Below are 21019 nucleotides of genomic sequence, written 5' to 3'. Positions count from 1 at the left end.
CAATATTCTTTTTTTGCTTAATAAAGCATAACAAATATAGATTTTATAAGGGTTTACGCAAGTTTTGACTCAAAAATCAATGAGATTGTTAATAAAAAAAGTGAAAATGTTAATAACCTAGACGCAAAAGCATAAAACCTAGATAAATAAAGGGCTTAAAAGGAATAATCATTCGAAATGGGCTCCGTCTAAAATCGTATATCCATTTAACAAACTTTTGGCATCCATAAGCTTTTTTCCAGCCAGTTTAAGTTGGTCAATTTTAATAAATCCATTCTTACAAAAGACTTGGATCTCCTTTTGTTTTATTAAAATGCTTCCAAAATTTTGGATGTGCTCTAATTCAAATGGGGTACATGAAGAAATCAATGTTTTTATTTGTTCATCGCCATTGACTAACAAGGTATGTGCTAATGGATATGGGGAAAGTCCTCTCACCTGGTTAAAGACATTGTACACATCCTGTGACCAATCGATTCTACAATTCTCTGAAGTTAATTTAGGCGCAAGTTTAAAAGATTCGTTTGACTGTTTTTTTGGGAAAACTTTTTCAGAAGCGATCAGTTGAACTGTTTCGATGACTAATTTGCTACCTGTCAACATCAATTTATCATGCAAGTCACCAGCTGTTTCATTTTTATCTATGTCAACTTCTTGTTGTAAAATAATCGCTCCCTCATCTATATTTTCATTGAGAAAAAATGTAGTTACCCCCGTCTTTTTCTCTCCATTAATTATGGCCCAATTGATAGGAGCAGCTCCGCGATAATGAGGCAGGAGTGAGGCGTGGAGATTAAAAGTTCCATAGTTAGGTAAAGACCAGACTACTTTAGGTAACATCCGAAAAGCGACAACAATTTGAAGATTTACCTTTAAATTGATTAATTCTTGGACAAAATGATCGGCCTTCAAATTGTTGGGCTGTAATACAGGTAAGTTCCTTTTAAGTGCGTATTCTTTAACGGCTGATTGTTTTAAATTTCTTCCTCTTCCAGCTGGTTTGTCTGGAGCTGTAACTACAGCAACAACGTTCATTTTTGCACGCAGCAGAGCCTCTAAACTAGCCACAGCAAAGGCAGGAGTACCCATAAAAACAATTCTCAGGTCATTCATTTCTCAACTTTATTTTGTTGTGCGAATTTAACTCTATTCGTCTATTTTCAAGTAAATATCTTAAGGTTTTTAGCACATCTTCTCTTGGTTTTTCTATACCATTGATCAACTCAGAGCTCGTAATATTTGAATTTTGTTTTAAAAACTCTACAATGATTTGAATAAGATCTGTGTCTTTTGAATATATGGCTTGTTTGCAAATATCACAATTCCCGCATACCTGTGTCAAGGATGTTTCTCCGAGATAATTTTGTAAGAACAAATTTCTGCAAAGGGAGTTTTGTTCTATGAAATTAACCATATTTTTGGCCTTTTCAATTTTTCTATCTGATATTCTTTTGAGGTAGGGCTGAATAGAATTTATGACGAATAAATCTTCACGAGGAACTAAAAAATTAATTTTTGTAGCTTGTTTTCTTTTAAAATAGCTGATAATACCGAGCTGATTTAATTGCTCAAGAAGATTGATTAGTTTCCCTCTTGAAATTTGTGTTTTTTTGGAAAGTTCGTATTCATCAACAGCTACATATAAATCGAAAATACCACCATAATTTCTACAGAGATTTTGAATCAATTCCTTTGATGATGGATTTTGTTCGTAATGTCTGAATAATCCATCATTATTAGAAGTTATTTTAATTCTAGATCTGGATTCACCAGTATTCTGAATAGATAAGATTCCCGCGTTTTCAAAAAAGGTGAGTACATTAAATGTATTTAAAATTGGCAGGTTGTAGGTGTTGCAAAATTCCTGTAAGTTAAAATCATAAACATTTTCAGGGTTTTCTCCATTGGCGATTTGATAATTTGACATGAGATTTTTATAAACTTTTTTACAGTCTTCTTTTGTGATGAATCCATTTTGAAGAATTTGTTTAAAAGTTTGGATACTCGAATTATTATACAGCAAAAAAGCATAGGCGCTTTTACTATCTCTACCAGCTCTGCCGCTTTCTTGAAGATAGTTTTCTATGCTGGCCGGAATATCGACATGTATTACTACCCTTACATTGGACTTGTCTATTCCCATACCAAAGGCATTTGTCGCAACCATGACAAGCGCTTTTTCATGTATCCAGGTCTCATATGCCATTTTCTTTTCTTCTTGTGTCATGCCACCATGAAAATAAGATGCACTTATTTTTTGATGATTTAAAAAATTGGATAGATCAACCGTTTTTTTTCGTGATGAAACATAGACAATTGAGGGTTCGTTATACTTTTTTAGAATATGGATCAGTGCTGTCTTAATATCTTCTGTTTTTACCACATTGAGAGAAAGGTTCCTACGAAAATGTGATTCCTTAAAAACAACTGGTTTTTTCAGTTTGAGATGACTTTCTATGTCTGCAATTACTCTTTTTGTAGCAGTAGCTGTTAAAGCAATGATAGAAGTTGATGGGAAAGTTTCTTTTAAAAAAAACAATCGTAAATAAGAAGGTCTAAAGTCATGTCCCCATTCAGAAATACAATGCGCTTCATCAATTGCGATAAAGGTTAAATGGAGTTCTTTTAGTTTTTCTTGAATTATGTCTGATTGAAGTTTTTCCGGAGAGAGGTATAGCAACTTATAATTTCCAAATTTCAAATTATCAAAAGCGCGAATGGTATCTTTGAAAGACATTTGTGCACTTAAAACCATAGCTTTAATACCTTTCTTTTCAAGCCCATTGATTTGGTCGTTCATTAAGGCAATGAGCGGAGATATGACCAAGCAAATACCTTCAGAAATCACAGCGGGTATCTGATAGCAAATAGATTTACCCGCACCTGTTGGCAACAAGGCGATAACATCGTTTTTCTGTAAAACGCTTTCAATAATTTCCCTTTGAGGAGTTCTGAATTCCTCGTGCTTCCAGATCGTCTGTAAAACAAATTCGGGGCTTTGTTGCATTAAATGTTTTTCAAAATAAAATCTACTCGGCTAATCACTGTATCTTTTGGCACCTCTACTAAGTCGTAACCTAATTTGCTGTAAGTCTCAAATAAAAAATGATGAATTTTTTCGGCTTGACTGTAATTTTCGTATCGCTCGTTATCATCTGTATAAATATCTTTCCAGGGAGGAAGAATAAAAACTAATTCGTAAGGATGTGCCTCGATGGTATTCGTTATTGGCTCTGGATAATCTATCCCTAAAAAGTCGAGATAGGCACTGATATCAGGTAGACCTCGGTCAAAAAAAATAGGGTTATCCAATAAATCTTCTGCCACTTGAAATTGTTCCAATCTTCCCTTCAATAATAACTCACTAAAGCGAATCGGATCAGCCAAGAATAGTTGATTTATTCCTTCAGACTGGGCTTTGAGTGTAACTTGTCTTGAAATTTCAGGCATGCACCTAAAATTTCTTTTTGATAATTCATCGATTATAGTAGATTTTCCAGTTCCAGGACCACCGGTTAATACGATTTTACGAGGCATCTTAGTGTTATCTTTTAAACCACTTCAAAAGTAAAAAATATTAATTGTAAATTTGTCTGATCTTTTCTAAAGGTGTATTCAATGAGTAAAGAATCTGATTTTTACGACAAACTAAAGCAAAGTTTACTGGAAACTACAAGTTTTCCAACCCAATATCTCTATAAGTTTATTATACCTACTTCTGAGAAAAAATTAAAAGAAATCGAAAATATTTTCAATAATATGGGTGCTGTGATCAATAGCAAACCTTCGTCAAATGGAAAATACACTAGTCTATCGATCTTTGTGAATATGGCTACACCTGATGAAATTATCGATAAATATAAGGAGGTCGGCAAGATTGAAGGTGTTATTTCTTTGTGATATTTTTAACAGGCATTCGGAAAAAATCAAATACTTTTGCCCTTAGATTTCCACAATTTTGTTTTTGAAAATATTTATAATTCAATGAAGTTCAGATATATTCTGATTGGTTTAATCTGTTTTTTTGGAGCTCGGGCTTTGGGCCAACAAAAAGGGGATATTCTTCTTTGGATAGACGATAAACCTATTTATACCCAAGAATTTTACAAAGTTTATAACAAAAATAAGGAGGCAGTTATTGCTTCTGAAGATCAAGATATTGATCAATACCTCAACTTATTTTTGGAGTTTAAATTAAAACTTATTTCAGCTTACGAGTCAAATCTCGATCAGAATGAAAATTTCAAGAATGATTATAATAAATATCGAGAACAGTTGCTCGATTCTTATATCAAAGATGAAGAAATTGACGAAAATTTGATCAAATCTACGTATGATAGAATGTTGTTTGAAGTAAATGCAAGTCATATTCTTATAAAATGTGAACCAAGTGCCAGTCCGGCCGACACGCTTAAGGCTTACCAAAAAATTATGGAGGCAAGAGAAAGAATCTTACTTGGTGACCCGTTTGAATTGGTTGCAAAAGAATTTTCAGAAGATCCATCCGTTGTTCAAAATGGAGGTAACCTTTCTTATTTTTCTGCTTTTGACATGGTTTACCCCTTCGAAGATAAAGCTTATGAGACAGCGATAGGAGAAGTAAGTATGCCATTTCGCACCAATTTTGGATATCATATTTTACAAGTAAACGACAAGAGGCCTGCCAAAGGCGAAATAGAAGTAGGCCATATTTTTATCAAGAACAAAGAAGGTGATACTATTTATGCTCAAAATCAAATTCAGGAAATTTTTCAAAAAATAGAACAGGGAGAGGATTTTTCTTTTCTTGCTAAAAAGTATTCCGATGATGAAGTTAGTGCTTCAAATGAAGGTAAATTACCGAGGTTTGGCACAGGAAGAATGATAAAGGGTATGGAGGATGAAGCCTTTTCTCTAGAAAATATTGGCGATGTAACAGAACCATTTCAAACTAGTTATGGTTGGCATATTTTTAAATTATTGCAGAAGTACCCAATTCCAACATATCCGGAAGCTAGGAATGGAATTGTAATGCAACTTCAAAGAGGAAATAGGACAGAAATTGTCAAAAAAGAATTTGCCGAAAGAATTGCTAAGAATCTTGTGGTTAAATCGGTTACTGATCGAGAAATTTTAAATTTGTCAAAGGGAAACATTATAAATAGAGATGAAATTGTTTTGACAATTGAAAATGAAACACACACTTTTGGAGATTTTATAGATTTTTCAAAAGATTTAAAAAATTTGCCTTTGCATGATCAGTTTAATCAGTTTGGTAATGAAATGATCATTCAATATTATAGAGATCATTTAGAGGCTAATAATGAGGAAGTAGCAAATACGCTGCAAGAATACAAAGACGGCTTATTATTATTTGAATTATTGGAGAATAAAATATGGAAAGCTGCGGAGTTAGATTCAATAGCGCTTCAAAGCTATTTTAATAAAAACGCAGAAAATTATTTTTGGAAACAAACTGCACATTGTATTATTGCAAATTGCAATGAGAAATTTTACGCAGAACAAGTGCGCAAGTTGTTACAAGAAAAAATGTCAATGGAAGAAATTAAGGAAGAAGTAAATGAAGGAGCCACCATTCATGTTTTGTTCAATGAAAGTTTAATTGAGATTCCAAGTACTAAATTACCGGATGCATTTGATTTAAAAGTTGGAGTTTCCGAAGTATATGAAGAGGATAAAAATCATTACACCGTGATTGATGTTCTTGAAATAAAGCCGCCAAGACAAAAGAAATTGGAGGAATGCCGTGGTCAGGTAGTCAACGATTTTCAAAATAATTTGGAAAGGGAATGGATCGCCTCTCTGAAAGAGACGCACGAAATAAAATGGAATAAGAAAGTAGTGAAACAAATGAAGAAAACATTAGAAATGAATCAATGAGGATAGCGATTTTTATATTGATAACCATTTTGTTCGTCAGTTGTAAAAAAGAATTACCGGCTGAAAACGCAGTTGCTCGCTTAAATAATCAATACTTAAGTAAGCAAGATTTTCAAGCATATTTGCCTTCAAATTATACTTATGATGACAGCATTCAGCTAAGATCTAGTATCATCAATAATTGGGCAACCAATGAATTGTTGTTGGAAAAGGCAAAATTGAATGTTGGGGATGAGCAGGAGGATATAGATAAACTTGTTGAAAACTATAAAAAGGAATTACTGATAGAAAGATATAAGGAAGCGCTATTGAACAAGCTTTTAGACACGGTTGTAACTGAGTCTGATATCGAAACTTTTTATCTCGCCAATAAGGATATTTATAGGTTGAGTGAAGACTTGGTTAGGGTGAAATTTATCTTGTTTGATAAGAAACTAAAAAATGCGGATGAGTTTGAAAAATTGTTTAAAAGTGATGACAAACAAGATTTGGAAGAATTAAATGATAGAAAGCTCGAGTTGAAATCATTTAATTTGAACGATTCAATTTGGGTGAGTTATAAATCGGTAACAAACAAATTACCCTTTTTATTAGAAGAAGACAAAGTAAAAAAAGAGAAATTTCTCAAAAAAGAAGATTCATTAGGAGTATATTTGGTGGCTTTTAAAGATGTGCTTTATGTAAATGAAACAGCGCCAAAGAGTTATGTAGAGCCTATGGTTAAAAAAATGATTTTACATAAGAGAAAGTTAGATCTTTTTAAAGATATTGAAAAATCACTGCTGTCTGAGGCAGTTAAAAATAAAAAATTTGAAGCATATTAAAATGAGAATGAAGTTAACATATGTATCGGTTGCTTTTGGGTTTATGATTGGTATTTTATCAGCTCAAGAGAAGGTGAAAATTGACGGAGTTGCAACTGTTATAGGAAAGAATATTGTGCTAGATTCAGAAGTAGAGGCCTTTAAACTAGAATTGTTGCAACAAAGTGATGGGAAATCAGATATATCGGATTGTGAAATGTTGGAGCAAATAATGAATAGAAAATTATTAGCTCATCATGCTGTGATAGATAGTATTGTGGTGTCTGAGGCTGAAATAAGTGCTAATGTGCAAAGAAAAGTGAGTTATTTTAGTCAACAACTTGGTTCTCCTGAAAAAATGCTAGAGTATTATGGTTTCGACTCAATGAAAGATCTTAATGCGGAATTGGCAGATGTAGAAAGAGAAGCAATGTATATCAATAAAATGCAGCAAAAGCTCACCTCTGAGATCGACATAACTCCCGAAGAAGTAAAGAGATATTACAAAAGTTTGGAAGAATCCGGAAACTTGCCAGAATTTGGCGCAGATATAGAATTGGCACAAATTGTTATCAATGTAAACCCCTCGCCTGAGGAAGAAGCAAGGATTTTGGCCCGCTTAAATGAAATTCGTGATCAAGTAATTAATGGTGAGAGTTTCAGCATGAAAGCGATCTTGTATTCAGATGATCCAGGCGTGAGCCAAAATAGTGGATTATATACCATTACCAGACAAAGTCCGTTTGTAAAAGAATTTAAAGAAGCTGCCTTTAGTTTGGATGAAGGAGAAATTTCAGAACCTTTTAAATCTGATTTTGGGTATCACATTTTAATCGTAGAAAAGGTAAAAGGAAAAGAAAGGGATGTTCGACATTTACTTCTGCAACCCGAAATAGATCAAAAGGAATTAGATCAGGCAAAGGACAGTTTAACTAAAATTAGAGAAGACATACTCAAGCAAAAAATCACCTTTGAAGAGGCTGTATTAAAATATACGGACGATAAAGATACAAAGTTAAACAAAGGTTTTTTGATTAATCCAATGTCTAGCGATACTCATTTTGAATTGACGAGAATGGATCCTGAGTTGTATGCTCGTGTATCTAATCTGAAGCCTGGAGAGTTTTCTGAAGTATTTTACGACGAAACTCAACAACAACAAAAAATGTATAAATTTTTGGTGCTTAAAAGTAAAACAGAATCTCATGTAGCAGATTTATCTAGAGATTATGTAAAGATAAAAGATTTGGCACTTCAAAAGAAAAAGGCAGAGGCAGTTGATAAATGGGCGACAGAAAAAATAGTTGATACCTATATCAAAATAAACGATAAATACGAAGGTTGCACTTTTGAGGGCAATTGGAGAAAATTATAAATATCACCCATGTCTGATGTAGCCTTGATAAAAAAACTTGTTGTAAGTCATGAAGCACTTGTCAGCGAAATTGGTAAAATAATTGTTGGTCAAAAGCAGGCAGTAAATGAAGTTTTGCTCTCAGTTCTATGCGGTGGGCACTCATTATTAATTGGTGTTCCCGGGTTGGCAAAAACATTATTGGTCAATACGGTTTCAACGGCACTTGGTCTACAATTTAAACGAATTCAGTTTACACCGGATTTAATGCCTTCGGATATATTAGGTAGTGAAATATTGGATGAAGACAGACATTTCAAATTTATCAAAGGTCCTATTTTCTCAAATATTATTTTAGCGGATGAGATCAATAGAACACCTCCTAAAACGCAGGCTGCTTTGCTGGAGGCCATGCAAGAAAGAGCGGTTACAGTAGCGGGCCATAATTATAAATTAGATTTACCTTTTTTTGTTTTGGCTACGCAAAACCCGATTGAGCAAGAAGGAACCTATCCTTTACCAGAGGCTCAGTTAGATAGATTTATGTTTTCAATCTATCTCGATTATCCCACATATCAAGAGGAAATTGAAATTGCGAGGACAACAACAACAGATAAAAAGGTTGTTATAAATCCCGTGTTTAATGCAGCAGAAATTTTGGAATATCAGCATTTAGTGCGAAGGATTCCAATGAATGACAATGTCGTAGAATATGCTGTTAAATTGGTTTCGAAAACAAGACCCACATCAATGCATGCACCGGAAATGGTAAAAAACTTTTTAGATTGGGGAGCCGGTCCAAGAGCTTCACAAAATTTAGTTTTGGGTGCAAAAGCTTATGCGGCTATTCAGGGAAAGTATTCTCCTGATATAAAAGATGTGCAGGCAGTGGCTCCCGGAATTCTTCATCATAGAATTGTTAAAAACTACAAAGCAGAGGCTGAGGGAATTAATGAAAAAGACCTTATTCAGGCATTATTCTAAGACAAGATTGAACAATTTGATTTTAAGGTCTTAAAAAGGCGTTGAATTATTGAATAATACTTTGTATATTTGCAGCCCTTTTGAGCAACATCAGGTTTTAAAAGGATTGAAAATGTTTATAAGTTTAATATCTCTTGTTGATGAGTTGCTTTAAAATCTGATAAACAACAAGATACAAAGATTATTTCATGTCTAAATTAGATGAAAAATTAGAACTCTACACCCAAGAAGCTGAAAAGTTAGGGATAGAAGTTGATTCAAAATTATTTGAACAAGTAGTTAGAGGGCTAGGTCCTTCTATTTACAAAGAAGATGCAGAGTTAGTTTCTTGCTCACAAGAATCTGAATTAACAACTGTAAAACAGAATTTCTTGATTAAGAAATTAGGTTTAGAAGATGGTGAAGAATTAGATACAGCCATCACTAAAGTTTGTGAGCAAATGGGTACTGAAAACAAAACGAAATATCGTGCGATATTTTATTATTTGTTGATTATCGAAATGGGATTGGAAGATTTTTACAAAGTTGATGAGGATGAAGATACCGAAGACGATGGTGAAGATGTAAGTTTAAAAAAGATCCTAGAAGACGGAGAAGAAATAACTGTACAAGACCCACAAGAATTCTTAGAAAATTTTGATTGGAATAAATACCAACAAGGTATTGAAACGATTGATGAAGAAAAATACAAAGCTTTCGAAGATGCTTTAGACGGAACAGTAGGTTTTGTTGAAGAGCGTCAGGTGATAGAAGGAGTTGTTGTAAGAATGACTGATAGAGAGGCTATTATCGACATCAATTCAAAATCTGAAGGCGTAATTTCATTAAATGAGTTCCGTTACAATCCGGATCTTAAAGTTGGAGATAAAGTAGAGGTAAAAGTTGATAAGTTAGAAGACAGCACTGGTCAATTGGTATTATCTCACAGAAAAGCTAGAGTAATCAAAGCTTGGGAAAGAGTAATTAAAGCTCATGAAACGCAAGAAATTGTTACCGGTTTTGTAAAATGTAGAACAAAAGGAGGTATGATTGTAGATGTTTTTGGCATCGAGGCATTCTTACCTGGTTCTCAAATCGATGTGAAGCCGATCAGAGATTACGATCAGTACGTTGAGAAAAACATGGAATTCAAAGTTGTAAAAATCAACCATGAATTTAAAAACGTAGTAGTTTCACACAAAGCGCTAATCGAATCTGATTTAGCTGAACAGAAAAAAGAAATCATCGGTCAATTAGAAAAAGGACAAGTATTAGAAGGTGTTGTTAAAAACATTACTTCTTACGGTGTGTTTGTTGATTTAGGTGGTGTTGATGGATTAGTTCACATTACTGACCTTTCTTGGAGCAGAATTAATCATCCAAATGAAGTTGTTGAATTAGACCAAAAATTAAATGTGGTTATTCTTGATTTTGATGATGATAAATCCAGAATCCAATTAGGTTTAAAACAATTACATAAACATCCATGGGATGCCTTAGATGAAAATCTAAGTGTTGGTGATAAAGTTAAAGGTAAAGTAACAATTATCGCTGATTACGGGGCATTTATAGAAGTTAGCCCAGGTGTTGAAGGTTTAATCCACGTTTCAGAAATGTCTTGGTCTACACATTTGAGGTCTGCACAAGATTTTGTAAATGTTGGTGATGAAGTAGAAGCTGTGATTTTAACTTTAGACCGTGAAGAAAGAAAAATGTCTTTGGGTATGAAGCAACTTCACCCAGATCCATGGACTGATATTGATAAGAAATACCCTGTTGGATCTAAACATACTGGAACAGTAAGAAATTACACTAATTTTGGTGTGTTTGTTGAATTAGAAGAAGGGATTGATGGATTAGTTTATATTTCTGATCTTTCATGGACAAAGAAAATCAAGCACCCATCTGAATTTGTCAACATTGGAGATAAATTGGATGTAGAAGTTCTAGAATTGGATGTTGAAGGTCGTAAATTGAATTTAGGGCACAAACAAACAACAGAAAATCCTTGGGATCAATACGAAGAAAAATATAGTATCGACTCTGTTCATAAAGGAACAATTAAAGAGGTAACTGATAAAGGAAGTATTGTTTCTTTTGAAGAAGGTGTTGATGCTTTCGTACCATCTCGCCATATGGAAAAAGAAGATAGTTCTAAATTGACAAAGGGTGCAGAAGCTGATTTCAAAATTTTGGAATTCAATAAAGAATACAGAAGAATCGTTGCTTCTCACACGTCAACTTTTAAAGCTGAAGAGCAGAGAACTGTTAAATCTACCATGAAAAAAATGGAAAATGCAGAAAAAACCACCTTGGGGGATATTTCTGAATTGGCAGATTTAAAGAAAAAAATGGAAAAAGGTAAAAAATAATCCATTTTTATAATTTTAAAGAACCGTTCTTTTCGAAGCTTTCGAATTGAACGGTTTTTTTGTGACAATTTTTAAGCGAAAGGGTATATTTGTAAAAACATAATTTATGACTTTAATTAAATCTATTTCGGGAATTAGAGGAACCATTGGCGGAAAAATTGGTGAAAACCTCACACCAATTGATGTAGTGAAGTTTTCGGCATCTTATGCTACTTGGCTAAAAGGAAAAAATAACAATAAGAAACTTAAAGTTGTCATTGGAAGAGATGCTAGAATTTCTGGGAAGATGGTTAGTAGTCTTGTTTCGAACACGCTTGTTGGGATGGGAGTTGATGTGATCGACCTTGGACTTTCAACAACTCCAACAGTAGAGATTGCGGTAGATTTGGAAAAAGCCGATGGGGGTATTATAGTAACGGCTAGTCATAATCCTAAACAATGGAATGCCTTAAAGCTACTCAATGAAAAGGGAGAATTTATAGAAGATAAGGATGGACAAACCATTTTGCAAATTGCTGAAAACGAGAGTTATATTTTTGTTGAAGTGGATGAACTCGGAAGTTATTCAAAAGTAAAAGATTACTTGGAGATTCATATTGATGAAGTTATAAAATTACCTTTGGTAGATGCAGAAGCCATCAGTAAAGCAAATTTTAAAGTCGTGGTAGATGCAGTCAATTCTACAGGTGGTATAGCGATACCAAATCTTTTAGATAGGTTAGGGGTAGAGTGTGTTAAATTATATTGTGATCCTACCGGAGAATTTCCCCATAATCCAGAACCCTTGCCTGAACATTTGGAAGAAATTTCAAAAAAAGTAGTAGAAGAAGGTGCAGATCTCGGTTTAGTTGTTGATCCCGATGTTGATCGGCTAGCCATTGTAAATGAGGATGGCTCTATGTTTGGCGAAGAGTATACTTTGGTTGCCTGTTGCGATTATGTTTTACAAAATACACCTGGGAATACAGTTTCTAATTTATCATCCAGCAGAGCATTGAGAGATATTACCGTAAAAAATGGTGGAAAATATGAAGCAAGTGCAGTCGGTGAGGTAAATGTAGTCACATTAATGAAAAAAAATAAAGCCGTCATAGGAGGTGAAGGAAATGGCGGAATCATTTATCCTGAAAGTCATTATGGCAGAGATGCTTTGGTCGGTGTTGCTCTATTTTTATCTCATTTAGCGAAGGCTAAAATCAAATGTAGCGAGTTAAGGGCTTCATATCCGAGTTATTATATGAGTAAAAATAAGATTGTTTTGACACCTGATTTGAATGTTGATCATATTTTAAATTTAATGGCTGAAAAATACAAGGGAGAAGAAATTAGTACCATTGATGGTGTGAAAGTTGATTTTGACAATGAGTGGGTTCATCTCAGAAAATCAAATACAGAACCTATTATTCGTATCTATACCGAAAGTAGCACACAAGAGAAGGCGGATGATTTAGCAAAAAAAATAATTAAAGAAATTAAAGAGATAGCAAGTATTAAGTAATTTATAAACAAATAAATAGGTGATGGATGTAATGCAATTGGAGAAATATTTTACAAAGTTTAGAGAAAATATTGTAGGAATAGATGAAACCTTCATTTCTCCTTATGGAAAAAAAAAGATCATCTATGCTGATTGGACAGCTAGTGGTAGATTGTATAGGCCAATCGAAGAGAAAATACTAAATGATTTCGGACCCTATGTTGCGAATACACATACAGAAACATCGATGACCGGATCTGCTATGACAATGGCCTATCACAAGGCTCGATCAATTATTAAAAAGCATGTCAACGCAAATCATGAGGATGTCTTAATCACTTATGGTACAGGTATGACTGGTGTGATTAATAAGTTTCAGAGAATTTTAGGTTTGCGTTTTCCCGAACATTTTAAATCTTTTACTGAAGTCCCTAAAGAATTAAAGCCGATTGTTTTTATTTCGCATATGGAACATCACTCTAATCAAACCTCTTGGTTAGAAACGATTGCCAATGTAGAAATAATTCCTTTTGATAAAGAAGGCCTCATTGATTATGAGTCGTTACATGAATTATTGGAAAAGCATCAGGGTAGAGCTATTAAAATTGCCTCAATAACTGCTTGTTCTAATGTAACAGGTATTAGAACCGATTACCATAAAATTGCTAAAATTATGCATCAGTTTGGCGGCTTTTGTTTTGTAGATTTTGCTTGTTCAGCGCCTTATGTAGATATAAACATGCATCCTGAGGATGAGCAAGCTCACTTGGATGCAATATTTTTTTCACCACATAAATTTTTAGGTGGTCCAGGAACATCCGGAGTATTGATTTTTAATAAAAAATTGTACAAGAATTTAGTCCCTGATAATCCGGGAGGTGGAACTGTGCTATGGACAAACCCCTGGGGGGATCATGTTTATATTGCGGATATTGAATCTAGAGAGGACGGTGGAACTCCGGGGTTTTTGCAAACCATTCGTATTGCCTTGGCCATAAAATTAAAGGAGGAAATGGGAGTGGATAATATTATTTTAAGAGAACATGAAATAGTTCACCGTATTTTCGAAAGACTTTCTAACACAGAAAACCTGGTTTTGTTAGCCCCACAACACGCTGACCGATTGGGTGTTATTTCTTTTTATATCAATAGTTTACATTTTAATTTGGGTGTAAAATTACTCAATGACAGATTCGGAATTCAGACAAGAGGAGGCTGCTCGTGTGCGGGTACGTATGGTCATTTCCTGTTACATGTTGATCAGCAAAAATCCGCTGATTTGGTCGAGCAACTTGAGCAAGGTTGTTTGTTAGATAAGCCGGGATGGATTAGGATGTCGGTTCATCCTACAACTACAGATGAAGAAGTAGAATTTTTGTGTGATAGTATAGAAAAATTAGCTCAAAATTTTGAAGATTGGCAAAAGGATTATCATTATAACTCAACAACAAATGAATTTGTGCATAAAACATTCCATTCTCCTGAAAAAGAACTTGTTAATAAATGGTTTTCGTGAATGTTGAAAAAGTATATTTGTTTATTAAGAGCTGTAAACGTGGGTGGAAATAATCTTTTACCTATGAAAGACTTGAGAGCGGAATTGACTAAGGCGGGCTTTCGAAATGTGCAGACATATTTGCAATCTGGGAATTTGATTTTAGAAGATCGACGAGAGTTAAATGATGTGAATGGGTGTATTACAAACTTAATAAAAAATAAATTTAATTTAGACATTATTTGTTTCACCTATGTAAACGGAAATTTTAAATCATTTTTTAAATCCAATCCGTTTTCTGATGTTTCATTAGATCATAAAAAGATTTATTTCTCATTTTTGGAAACAAAACCAGACCAAGATTTGTTGGATGAATTTTTGAATTTTGATTTTCAAGGAGAAAAATTTAGGTATAAAGAGGGTATCTTATACTGTTATTATGAAAACGGCTATGGTAAATCAAGAATGAATGGTTCATCCATTGAAAAAAAGCTAAAAGTGAGCTGTACAACAAGGAATTTTAATACGGTACAGAAATTAGCTAGTAGCTAAATTTTTCATGTTTAAACCTGTCGTGAGTCCAAAAATAATAGGCAGGCTGCTCTCGTATTTGCTTTTCCACTCTTTTAATAAACAAATCAGTAATTTCATAATCTTTAAAGTCTCGCGGGGTATAGGTCAAGACCTCATAAGTAGTTTCATATTTTCCACGACCAATTTTTTTTGTATCAAAAAAAGTGACAGGATAATTATATTCTTTTGCGATTTGCTCTGCACTGGTATAAACAGGAACCTCATGTCCAAAAAAACTCGTGTAATAACGGATACTTCTTTTTTTTGGAGATTGATCACTGATCAAAGCATAAGTACCATGTTTACCTTGTTTATAATTTTTATGCATTAATTCACGGGTTTCTTTTGTAGTAATTAAAATGCAATTAAACTTTGCTCTACTTTTTATGATAAAATTATTCAAATATTTATTCTTGATCTTTTTATAAACAGCATAAGCGTCATTATCTAAAAGTACATTTAATCCAATGAGCCATTCGTAATTAGCATGGTGTGAGGTCATCACAATAACTCCCGGATGGTCTTTACTAAGTCCTGAAAATAATTCAGGATTGGTTAAGTGCATGCGTTCATGAATTTCTTTTTTACTAATTGATGAAGTCTTGATCATTTCCATAAATATATCTACAAAATGATGGTAAAACTGTTTCCTTAATATTTTCAATTCTTCCAGGCTTTTTTCAGGAAAAACCTTTTGCATATTTTCTAATACCAATTTTTTTCTGTAACCAATTACATAATAAATGAGGTAATAGATTAGATCAGAAATAAAATAAAGAATAGGAAATGGAAGGAAGGAAATTAATTTCGCAATAGGGTAAACTAGGATGTAAACAAGTAATTCAAGCATATTGAACGCAAATATCGTATATAATTTTATCTTTGAGAAAAAATAAATTTATGGAAGTCATTGTGCTTATTCTTATTATCGCAAACGTTTTGGTATCTATGAAAGGTTTTAATGATAAAGCATTCTTTGAACAATATAAGTTTCAAGTAGGTCCGGTACATCAAGGTCAAAAAATAAGAATGCTCACTTCTGGGTTTTTGCATGTGGATATGAGTCATTTGTTGTTTAATATGCTTACACTGTACTTTTTTGCCAATGCGGTTATAGATCATTTAGGTAACCCCAAATTTTTAGCAATTTATTTTGGAAGCTTATTGGCAGGAAGTCTATTTGCGTTAAATTTTCATAAAAATGAACCGTATTATTCTGCTGTAGGTGCTTCAGGAGCGGTAATGGGCGTAGTTTATTCTTCCATTTTGCTCAATCCTTCTATGAATTTATATTTATTTTTTATTCCTATACCCATACCTGCTTACGTTTTTGGGGTTGGATATTTACTCTATTCCATGTTCGGCATGAAAAATAGTTGGGGTAACATCGGCCATAGTGCGCATATTGGTGGCGCTATTGGCGGTTATGTGCTTACCTTGCTTTTATATCCTTCAGCATTTTTGGAGAATAAATGGATGGTTATTATTCTTGCCATTCCAATTGTATTGATGTTTGTTTTTAAAGATAAGTTGGAAAGATAATATTCATCTCATTTACTATATAGATGTCATATTGCCTATCCCTCTGCCAAAGCTATTTACCTATCAAATAACCGAGGCAGAAGCTAACTTTTTGAAAGTTGGTATGCGCGTAGCGGTACCCTTTGGCAAAAGTAAAATTTTAACTGCATTGGCATACAGGCAACACCGAAATGCGCCATCTGCCTACGAAGCCAAAGAAATATATCAAATTCTTGATGAAGCTCCTATCATTAGTGCGCCTCAAATAAGTCTTTGGGAGTGGTTGGCAGAATATTATATGTGCTCCTTGGGAGAAATTATGAAGGCCTCATTGCCTAATTTGTTTTTGTTAGAGAGCGAAACGATTGTTTATAAGGGTGATACAGAATTAGAATCGAATTCAGAGGAAGAAGAAATGATCTTGAGGATGCTAGATCATCAAACTGATGTAAAAGTAAATGAGATTTCAAATTTGATTGAAGGGAAAAATGCCATGTCGTTGATTTCCAAAATGCTTGAAAAAGGCCAAATAAAAATCAAAGAAGAAATTTTTGAGCAGTATAAACCGAAATTGGAGAAATACATCAAAATTTCTGATGAATTTTCGAGTTCCGACAAGCTAGAAACATTGATGGTTCATATGTCGAGGGCGAAAAAGCAAAGAGAAGCATTGTTGTTTTATTTCCATAAAGCTAGACAAGTTGATTTTTTAAAAAAATCTCAGTTTGAAAAAGAAGGAAATGTGTCTGCATCTACCATTAAATCTTTAGTTGATAAAGGGATTTTTGAAATTTATTCAAAGGAGATAGACAGAATACTGCTCGAAAATTCAAATGAAGGTCTGAGTGATTTAACAGATGCACAAAAAGTTGCACTAAATGAAATAATAGAAAATTTTGACAAGGAAAAAATTGTTTTACTGCATGGCATCACCTCTAGTGGTAAAACCGAAATTTACAGCAAATTAATTGAAGATCAATTAAAACTTGGAAAACAAGTACTGTATTTATTGCCTGAAATTGCCCTAACCACACAAATTATAAATCGGTTACAGAAGTATTTCGCTGATCAAATGGTTGTATTTCATTCAAAATATAGCAATCAGGAACGTGTGGAATCTTGGAATAAAATTTTAAATCACAAGAATGAGGGGCAAATTATATTAGGTGCGAGGTCGTCATTATTACTTCCACTAAACAATCTCGGCCTGATTATTATAGATGAAGAACATGAACATTCGTATAAACAAATAGATCCTGCACCGCGCTATCACGCTCGTGATTCTGCTATTGTTTTAGGAAATATTCAAAAGTCAAATATTCTTTTAGGCAGCGCAACTCCATCCTTAGAAAGTTATCACAATACCAAAGTGGGAAAATATGCCCTGGTAGAATTAAATTCGCGGTTCGGAGATGTATTATTGCCTGACATAGAATTAACTGATATCAAAGATAAACATAAGAGAAAACGAATGACGGGTCATTTTTCAGACCGTTTAATAGAAGCTATTCAAGAATCATTGAGTAAGCAAGAGCAGGTCATTCTGTTTCAAAATAGACGAGGTTTTGCACCTGTAGTAGAGTGTGAAACTTGCGGTTTTTCACCAAACTGTATCCATTGCGATGTCACATTGACCTTTCATAAATATAATAATGAGTTGCGCTGTCATTATTGTGGTCACAGAGAAGTACTACCACTTGCATGTCCGGCTTGTGGCAATGCACATTTAAATACAAAGGGATTTGGTACTGAGCAAATTGAAATTGAATTAAAAAGTCTTTTTCCGGAAATAAAAATCGCCAGAATGGATTACGATACCACGAGGACAAAACATGGTTATCAAAAAATAATTGAGGCTTTTGAAAATAGAGAAGTTGATATTTTGGTTGGGACTCAAATGTTGAGCAAAGGTTTAGATTTTAAACATGTTTCTTTAGTTGGTATTTTAAATGCCGATAATATGCTCAACTTTCCGGACTTTAGAGCGCATGAACGCAGTTTTCAATTAATGACTCAAGTAGCGGGAAGAGCAGGAAGATCTGAAAATAAAGGTCAGGTAATCATTCAAACCTATAATCCCTATCACCAGATCTTACAACAGGTGAGTACAAACGATTACGGAGCAATGTATAAAGATCAGATCTATGAAAGACAACAGTTTAAGTATCCCCCCATTGTAAGGTTAGTGAAAATTACTTTGAAGCATAAAAACAATTTTTTATTAGAGAAAGCCTCAGATTGGCTGGGTAAATCTTTAACCAATCAATTTGGATCTGCAGTTTTAGGTCCTGCAAGCCCATCCATTTCAAAAATTAGAAATCTTTATATAAAAAATGTATTGATCAAAATTGAAAAAAGGACAGCTTTGAAAGAATCAAAAGAGCTTATTCAAAAAATTAAATTGAGTTTTGAATCGATTGCCGAATTTAGATCGATCAGATTTAACATTGATGTGGATCCCTATTAGAGTAATTCTTTCCAATCTTTGCGCAAATCACTTGCTATTTTTCCTGTCCCATCGTGTTTCCATCCGGGAGGTTTAACCAAATATTTTAAGCGATTAGAAAAATTTATTTCACTTTTGAAAACATCTGAAAACAGATCATACCATTCATGAAAAGCAATCTTTAAAGGGTTGTAGGTATTGATGTTAGTTGTTAGTCCGTAAACTGGCTTTTCCACTTCAGGTTCGAAAGTACCAAAAAGTTTGTCCCAAATAATTAAAATCCCTGCGTGATTTCTATCGAGATATTGGGGGTTTGTTGCGTGATGAACGCGATGGTGAGAAGGTGTGTTAAACACTGCTTCAAACCAAGCTGGTAACTTTTTTATGGTTTCTGTATGAATCCAAAATTGATAGAGCAAACTAATAGACATTTGGGTAAGAATCATAATGGGATGAAATCCGAGCAGAGCCATCCAAAGCCAAAAAATAAAAGAAGTAAAAGAACCTGTCCAGGTTTGTCTGAGTGCCGTGGCTAAATTGTATTTTTGCGAAGAATGATGAACTACATGGGAAGCCCAAAAAAACCTGCTCTCATGACTAATTCGATGCATCCAGTAGTAGGAAAAATCATCTGCAAATAAAACTAAAATCCATGCCCACCATGTAAAAGGAATTGTAAATAGTCTAAAATTTTGATAGACGAACATAAGTGCACCCAATACTAAAAGCTTGCTGAGCAGTCCGACAAATACATTTCCCAAACCCATAGCAATAGAGGAAGAAGCATCTTTTATTTCGTAGGTTTCAATATTTTTCTTTGCGGTTAAAACAATTTCTAAAAAAATGAAAAGCACAAAAAAAGGAATGGCATAATAGATTAAATTAGGTATTTCCGGAACCTGCATAGATATGTATAGATAAGATTAAATTATTTCAAGAAAACATAAGTTTGTACAAGATATGTATTTGTAAAATAATATTGTATATTTGCACCCCGAAAATAATAAATTTTATAAATATGAATCATTACGAATCTGTTTTCATTTTGAATCCCGTTTTATCTGAATCTCAGGTAAAGGAAACAGTAAAAAAGTTTGAAGATTACTTAGTTTCTAAAGGAGCCGAGATGATTTGGAAAGAAGATTGGGGGCTAAAAAAATTGGCTTATCCAATTCAAAAGAAAAAAACCGGCTTTTATCATTTGTTTGAGTTCAAAGCTCCTGGAGAGGTTATATCAACCTATGAGTTGGAATTTAGAAGAGATGATAGCGTTATGCGTTATTTGACAGTTAAATTAGACAAGCACGCAGGTGCATGGGCTGAGAAAAGAAGAGAAAGAGTTAAATCATCTAAAAAGTAATTCATGGCTACAATTGAACAACAAGCACAAGGAGGAAATAAAGGAGCTGTTAGATATTTAACCCCTTTAGAAATTGATACAAAAGTAAAGGTAAAATATTGTCGTTTTAAGAAAAATGGCATTAAATATATCGACTATAAAGATGCAGATTTCTTGATGTATTTGGTTAATGAACAAGGTAAAATTTTACCTAGAAGACTTACAGGTACTTCATTGAAATATCAACGTAAAGTAGCACAAGCAATTAAAAGAGCACGTCATTTGGCCTTGATGCCATATGTAGGTGATTTGTTGAAATAATTTAAAAAGAGATTTTATTATGGAACTTATATTAAAACAAGACGTTGCTAATTTAGGCTTTGCTGATGATATTGTAAACGTAAAAAATGGTTACGGAAGAAATTTCTTAATTCCACAAGGTAAAGCAATTTTAGCAACTCCTTCTGCGAAGAAAGTGTTGGCGGAAACTTTGAAGCAAAGAGCTTATAAAGAAGCTAGTATTGTAAAAGAAGCTGAAAAAGCAAGTGAAGCTTTAAAAGCACTTGAATTGAAAATTACTGCAAAAGCTGGTGAGGGTGATAAACTCTTTGGTTCTGTGAGTAATGCGAATGTTGCTGAGGCCTTAGAAGCAGCTGGACAAAGTATAGACAAGAAATTTATAGTTGTTGCAGGTGGTTTGGTAAAAAGAGCTGGTAAATACAATGCAAAAGTAAGATTACATAGAGATGTAATCGTTGATTTACCATTTGAAGTAGTTGGTGAGAAGTAATTGTTA

19 protein-coding genes are annotated in these 21019 nt (G+C 33.7%); 14 read left to right on the top strand and 5 right to left on the bottom strand.

Annotated features, from left to right (window positions below; translation table 11 throughout):
- Positions 1-168: 168 nt before the first annotated feature.
- Genes fmt through ACFQ39_RS12045 form a run of 3 tightly spaced genes read right to left on the bottom strand, consistent with a single transcriptional unit; the run spans position 169 to position 3537 of the window.
- On the bottom strand, positions 169-1113 hold the full coding sequence (fmt, locus tag ACFQ39_RS12055; protein WP_377179249.1) for a methionyl-tRNA formyltransferase: 945 nt from the start codon (positions 1111-1113) through the stop codon (positions 169-171).
- On the bottom strand, positions 1106-3007 hold the full coding sequence (locus ACFQ39_RS12050; protein ID WP_377179247.1) for a RecQ family ATP-dependent DNA helicase: 1902 nt from the start codon (positions 3005-3007) through the stop codon (positions 1106-1108). The genes fmt and ACFQ39_RS12050 overlap by 8 nt, the downstream gene beginning before the upstream one ends.
- Entirely contained in the window at positions 3007-3537 is a 531-nt protein-coding gene (locus ACFQ39_RS12045; protein ID WP_377179245.1) for an AAA family ATPase, read from the bottom strand. Before ACFQ39_RS12045 ends, ACFQ39_RS12050 begins: the two co-directional genes overlap by 1 nt.
- Before the next feature lie 81 nt (positions 3538-3618).
- On the opposite strand from ACFQ39_RS12045, the gene ACFQ39_RS12040 reads away from it, so the two are divergent.
- From ACFQ39_RS12040 to ACFQ39_RS12000, 9 genes are all read left to right on the top strand, one after another.
- Positions 3619-3900 carry a DUF493 family protein gene (locus ACFQ39_RS12040; protein ID WP_377179243.1) on the top strand — a complete coding sequence of 94 codons (282 nt, stop codon included), beginning with the start codon at positions 3619-3621 and terminating at the stop codon, positions 3898-3900.
- An 84-nt stretch (positions 3901-3984) separates the two neighbouring features.
- Positions 3985-5880 carry a peptidylprolyl isomerase gene (locus tag ACFQ39_RS12035; protein WP_377179241.1) on the top strand — a complete coding sequence of 632 codons (1896 nt, stop codon included), beginning with the start codon at positions 3985-3987 and terminating at the stop codon, positions 5878-5880.
- On the top strand, positions 5877-6704 hold the full coding sequence (locus tag ACFQ39_RS12030; protein WP_377179239.1) for a hypothetical protein: 828 nt from the start codon (positions 5877-5879) through the stop codon (positions 6702-6704). The genes ACFQ39_RS12035 and ACFQ39_RS12030 overlap by 4 nt, the downstream gene beginning before the upstream one ends.
- Positions 6705-6711: 7 nt before the next feature.
- Positions 6712-8058: a peptidylprolyl isomerase gene (locus tag ACFQ39_RS12025; RefSeq protein ID WP_377179237.1), complete on the top strand. Its 1347-nt coding sequence runs from the start codon at positions 6712-6714 to the stop codon at positions 8056-8058.
- A 9-nt stretch (positions 8059-8067) separates the two neighbouring features.
- On the top strand, positions 8068-9021 hold the full coding sequence (locus ACFQ39_RS12020) for an AAA family ATPase (RefSeq protein ID WP_377179235.1): 954 nt from the start codon (positions 8068-8070) through the stop codon (positions 9019-9021).
- A gap of 188 nt (positions 9022-9209) precedes the next feature.
- Positions 9210-11372, top strand: a complete 2163-nt coding sequence (gene rpsA / locus ACFQ39_RS12015; protein ID WP_377179233.1) for a 30S ribosomal protein S1 — start codon at positions 9210-9212, stop codon at positions 11370-11372.
- Between the two features lie 106 nt (positions 11373-11478).
- Positions 11479-12870, top strand: coding sequence for a phosphoglucosamine mutase (glmM, locus tag ACFQ39_RS12010; RefSeq protein ID WP_377179231.1), 1392 nt, complete (start codon positions 11479-11481; stop codon positions 12868-12870).
- 31 nt (positions 12871-12901) lie between these two features.
- Positions 12902-14365: an aminotransferase class V-fold PLP-dependent enzyme gene (locus tag ACFQ39_RS12005; RefSeq protein ID WP_377180019.1), complete on the top strand. Its 1464-nt coding sequence runs from the start codon at positions 12902-12904 to the stop codon at positions 14363-14365.
- The gene (locus ACFQ39_RS12000) at positions 14366-14896 is read left to right on the top strand and encodes a DUF1697 domain-containing protein (protein ID WP_377179229.1); all 531 of its coding nucleotides are present in this window, start codon (positions 14366-14368) and stop codon (positions 14894-14896) included.
- Here the strand turns inward: ACFQ39_RS12000 and ACFQ39_RS11995 are convergent.
- Positions 14886-15767 carry a lysophospholipid acyltransferase family protein gene (locus ACFQ39_RS11995; protein ID WP_377179227.1) on the bottom strand — a complete coding sequence of 294 codons (882 nt, stop codon included), beginning with the start codon at positions 15765-15767 and terminating at the stop codon, positions 14886-14888. The genes ACFQ39_RS12000 and ACFQ39_RS11995 overlap by 11 nt on opposite strands.
- Positions 15768-15817: 50 nt before the next feature.
- Here ACFQ39_RS11995 and ACFQ39_RS11990 point away from each other — a divergent pair, with 50 nt between their 5' ends.
- Both ACFQ39_RS11990 and priA read left to right on the top strand, forming a co-directional pair.
- Positions 15818-16459: a rhomboid family intramembrane serine protease gene (locus ACFQ39_RS11990; RefSeq protein WP_377179225.1), complete on the top strand. Its 642-nt coding sequence runs from the start codon at positions 15818-15820 to the stop codon at positions 16457-16459.
- A complete protein-coding gene (gene priA / locus ACFQ39_RS11985) occupies positions 16431-18905 on the top strand; it encodes a replication restart helicase PriA (protein WP_377179223.1) in 2475 nt (824 codons plus the stop codon). Before ACFQ39_RS11990 ends, priA begins: the two co-directional genes overlap by 29 nt.
- Here the strand turns inward: priA and ACFQ39_RS11980 are convergent.
- Positions 18902-19789 (bottom strand): sterol desaturase family protein, encoded by an 888-nt coding sequence (locus ACFQ39_RS11980; RefSeq protein ID WP_377179221.1) that lies wholly within the window; start codon positions 19787-19789, stop codon positions 18902-18904. The genes priA and ACFQ39_RS11980 overlap by 4 nt on opposite strands.
- A gap of 113 nt (positions 19790-19902) precedes the next feature.
- Between ACFQ39_RS11980 and rpsF the strand changes: the two genes are divergently transcribed.
- The 3 genes from rpsF to rplI are packed head-to-tail and all read left to right on the top strand — an operon-like array spanning position 19903 to position 21013.
- Positions 19903-20244 carry a 30S ribosomal protein S6 gene (gene rpsF / locus ACFQ39_RS11975; RefSeq protein ID WP_377179219.1) on the top strand — a complete coding sequence of 114 codons (342 nt, stop codon included), beginning with the start codon at positions 19903-19905 and terminating at the stop codon, positions 20242-20244.
- A gap of 3 nt (positions 20245-20247) precedes the next feature.
- On the top strand, positions 20248-20544 hold the full coding sequence (rpsR, locus tag ACFQ39_RS11970) for a 30S ribosomal protein S18 (protein ID WP_377179217.1): 297 nt from the start codon (positions 20248-20250) through the stop codon (positions 20542-20544).
- Between the two features lie 19 nt (positions 20545-20563).
- Entirely contained in the window at positions 20564-21013 is a 450-nt protein-coding gene (gene rplI / locus ACFQ39_RS11965; protein WP_377179215.1) for a 50S ribosomal protein L9, read from the top strand.
- Positions 21014-21019 lie beyond the last annotated feature (6 nt).

Origin of the sequence: Namhaeicola litoreus (assembly GCF_042679565.1) — a bacterium.
Taxonomy (GTDB): Bacteria; Bacteroidota; Bacteroidia; order Flavobacteriales; family Flavobacteriaceae; genus Namhaeicola; species Namhaeicola litoreus.
Note: the sequence above shows the minus strand (reverse complement) of the source record. Positions and strands in the feature narration are given on the sequence as shown.

Coding starts and splice junctions, on each gene's coding strand:
- ACFQ39_RS12025 (WP_377179237.1), top strand. CDS start 6,712: ATGAAGTTAACATATGTATCGGTTGCTTTTGGGTTTATGATTGGTATT.
- glmM (WP_377179231.1), top strand. CDS start 11,479: ATGACTTTAATTAAATCTATTTCGGGAATTAGAGGAACCATTGGCGGA.
- ACFQ39_RS12050 (WP_377179247.1), bottom strand. CDS start 3,007: ATGCAACAAAGCCCCGAATTTGTTTTACAGACGATCTGGAAGCACGAG.
- ACFQ39_RS12040 (WP_377179243.1), top strand. CDS start 3,619: ATGAGTAAAGAATCTGATTTTTACGACAAACTAAAGCAAAGTTTACTG.
- fmt (WP_377179249.1), bottom strand. CDS start 1,113: ATGAATGACCTGAGAATTGTTTTTATGGGTACTCCTGCCTTTGCTGTG.
- rpsA (WP_377179233.1), top strand. CDS start 9,210: ATGTCTAAATTAGATGAAAAATTAGAACTCTACACCCAAGAAGCTGAA.
- rplI (WP_377179215.1), top strand. CDS start 20,564: ATGGAACTTATATTAAAACAAGACGTTGCTAATTTAGGCTTTGCTGAT.
- ACFQ39_RS12000 (WP_377179229.1), top strand. CDS start 14,366: ATGTTGAAAAAGTATATTTGTTTATTAAGAGCTGTAAACGTGGGTGGA.
- rpsF (WP_377179219.1), top strand. CDS start 19,903: ATGAATCATTACGAATCTGTTTTCATTTTGAATCCCGTTTTATCTGAA.
- ACFQ39_RS11980 (WP_377179221.1), bottom strand. CDS start 19,789: ATGCAGGTTCCGGAAATACCTAATTTAATCTATTATGCCATTCCTTTT.
- ACFQ39_RS11995 (WP_377179227.1), bottom strand. CDS start 15,767: ATGCTTGAATTACTTGTTTACATCCTAGTTTACCCTATTGCGAAATTA.
- ACFQ39_RS12020 (WP_377179235.1), top strand. CDS start 8,068: ATGTCTGATGTAGCCTTGATAAAAAAACTTGTTGTAAGTCATGAAGCA.
- ACFQ39_RS11990 (WP_377179225.1), top strand. CDS start 15,818: ATGGAAGTCATTGTGCTTATTCTTATTATCGCAAACGTTTTGGTATCT.
- ACFQ39_RS12005 (WP_377180019.1), top strand. CDS start 12,902: ATGCAATTGGAGAAATATTTTACAAAGTTTAGAGAAAATATTGTAGGA.
- ACFQ39_RS12035 (WP_377179241.1), top strand. CDS start 3,985: ATGAAGTTCAGATATATTCTGATTGGTTTAATCTGTTTTTTTGGAGCT.
- ACFQ39_RS12045 (WP_377179245.1), bottom strand. CDS start 3,537: ATGCCTCGTAAAATCGTATTAACCGGTGGTCCTGGAACTGGAAAATCT.
- ACFQ39_RS12030 (WP_377179239.1), top strand. CDS start 5,877: ATGAGGATAGCGATTTTTATATTGATAACCATTTTGTTCGTCAGTTGT.
- rpsR (WP_377179217.1), top strand. CDS start 20,248: ATGGCTACAATTGAACAACAAGCACAAGGAGGAAATAAAGGAGCTGTT.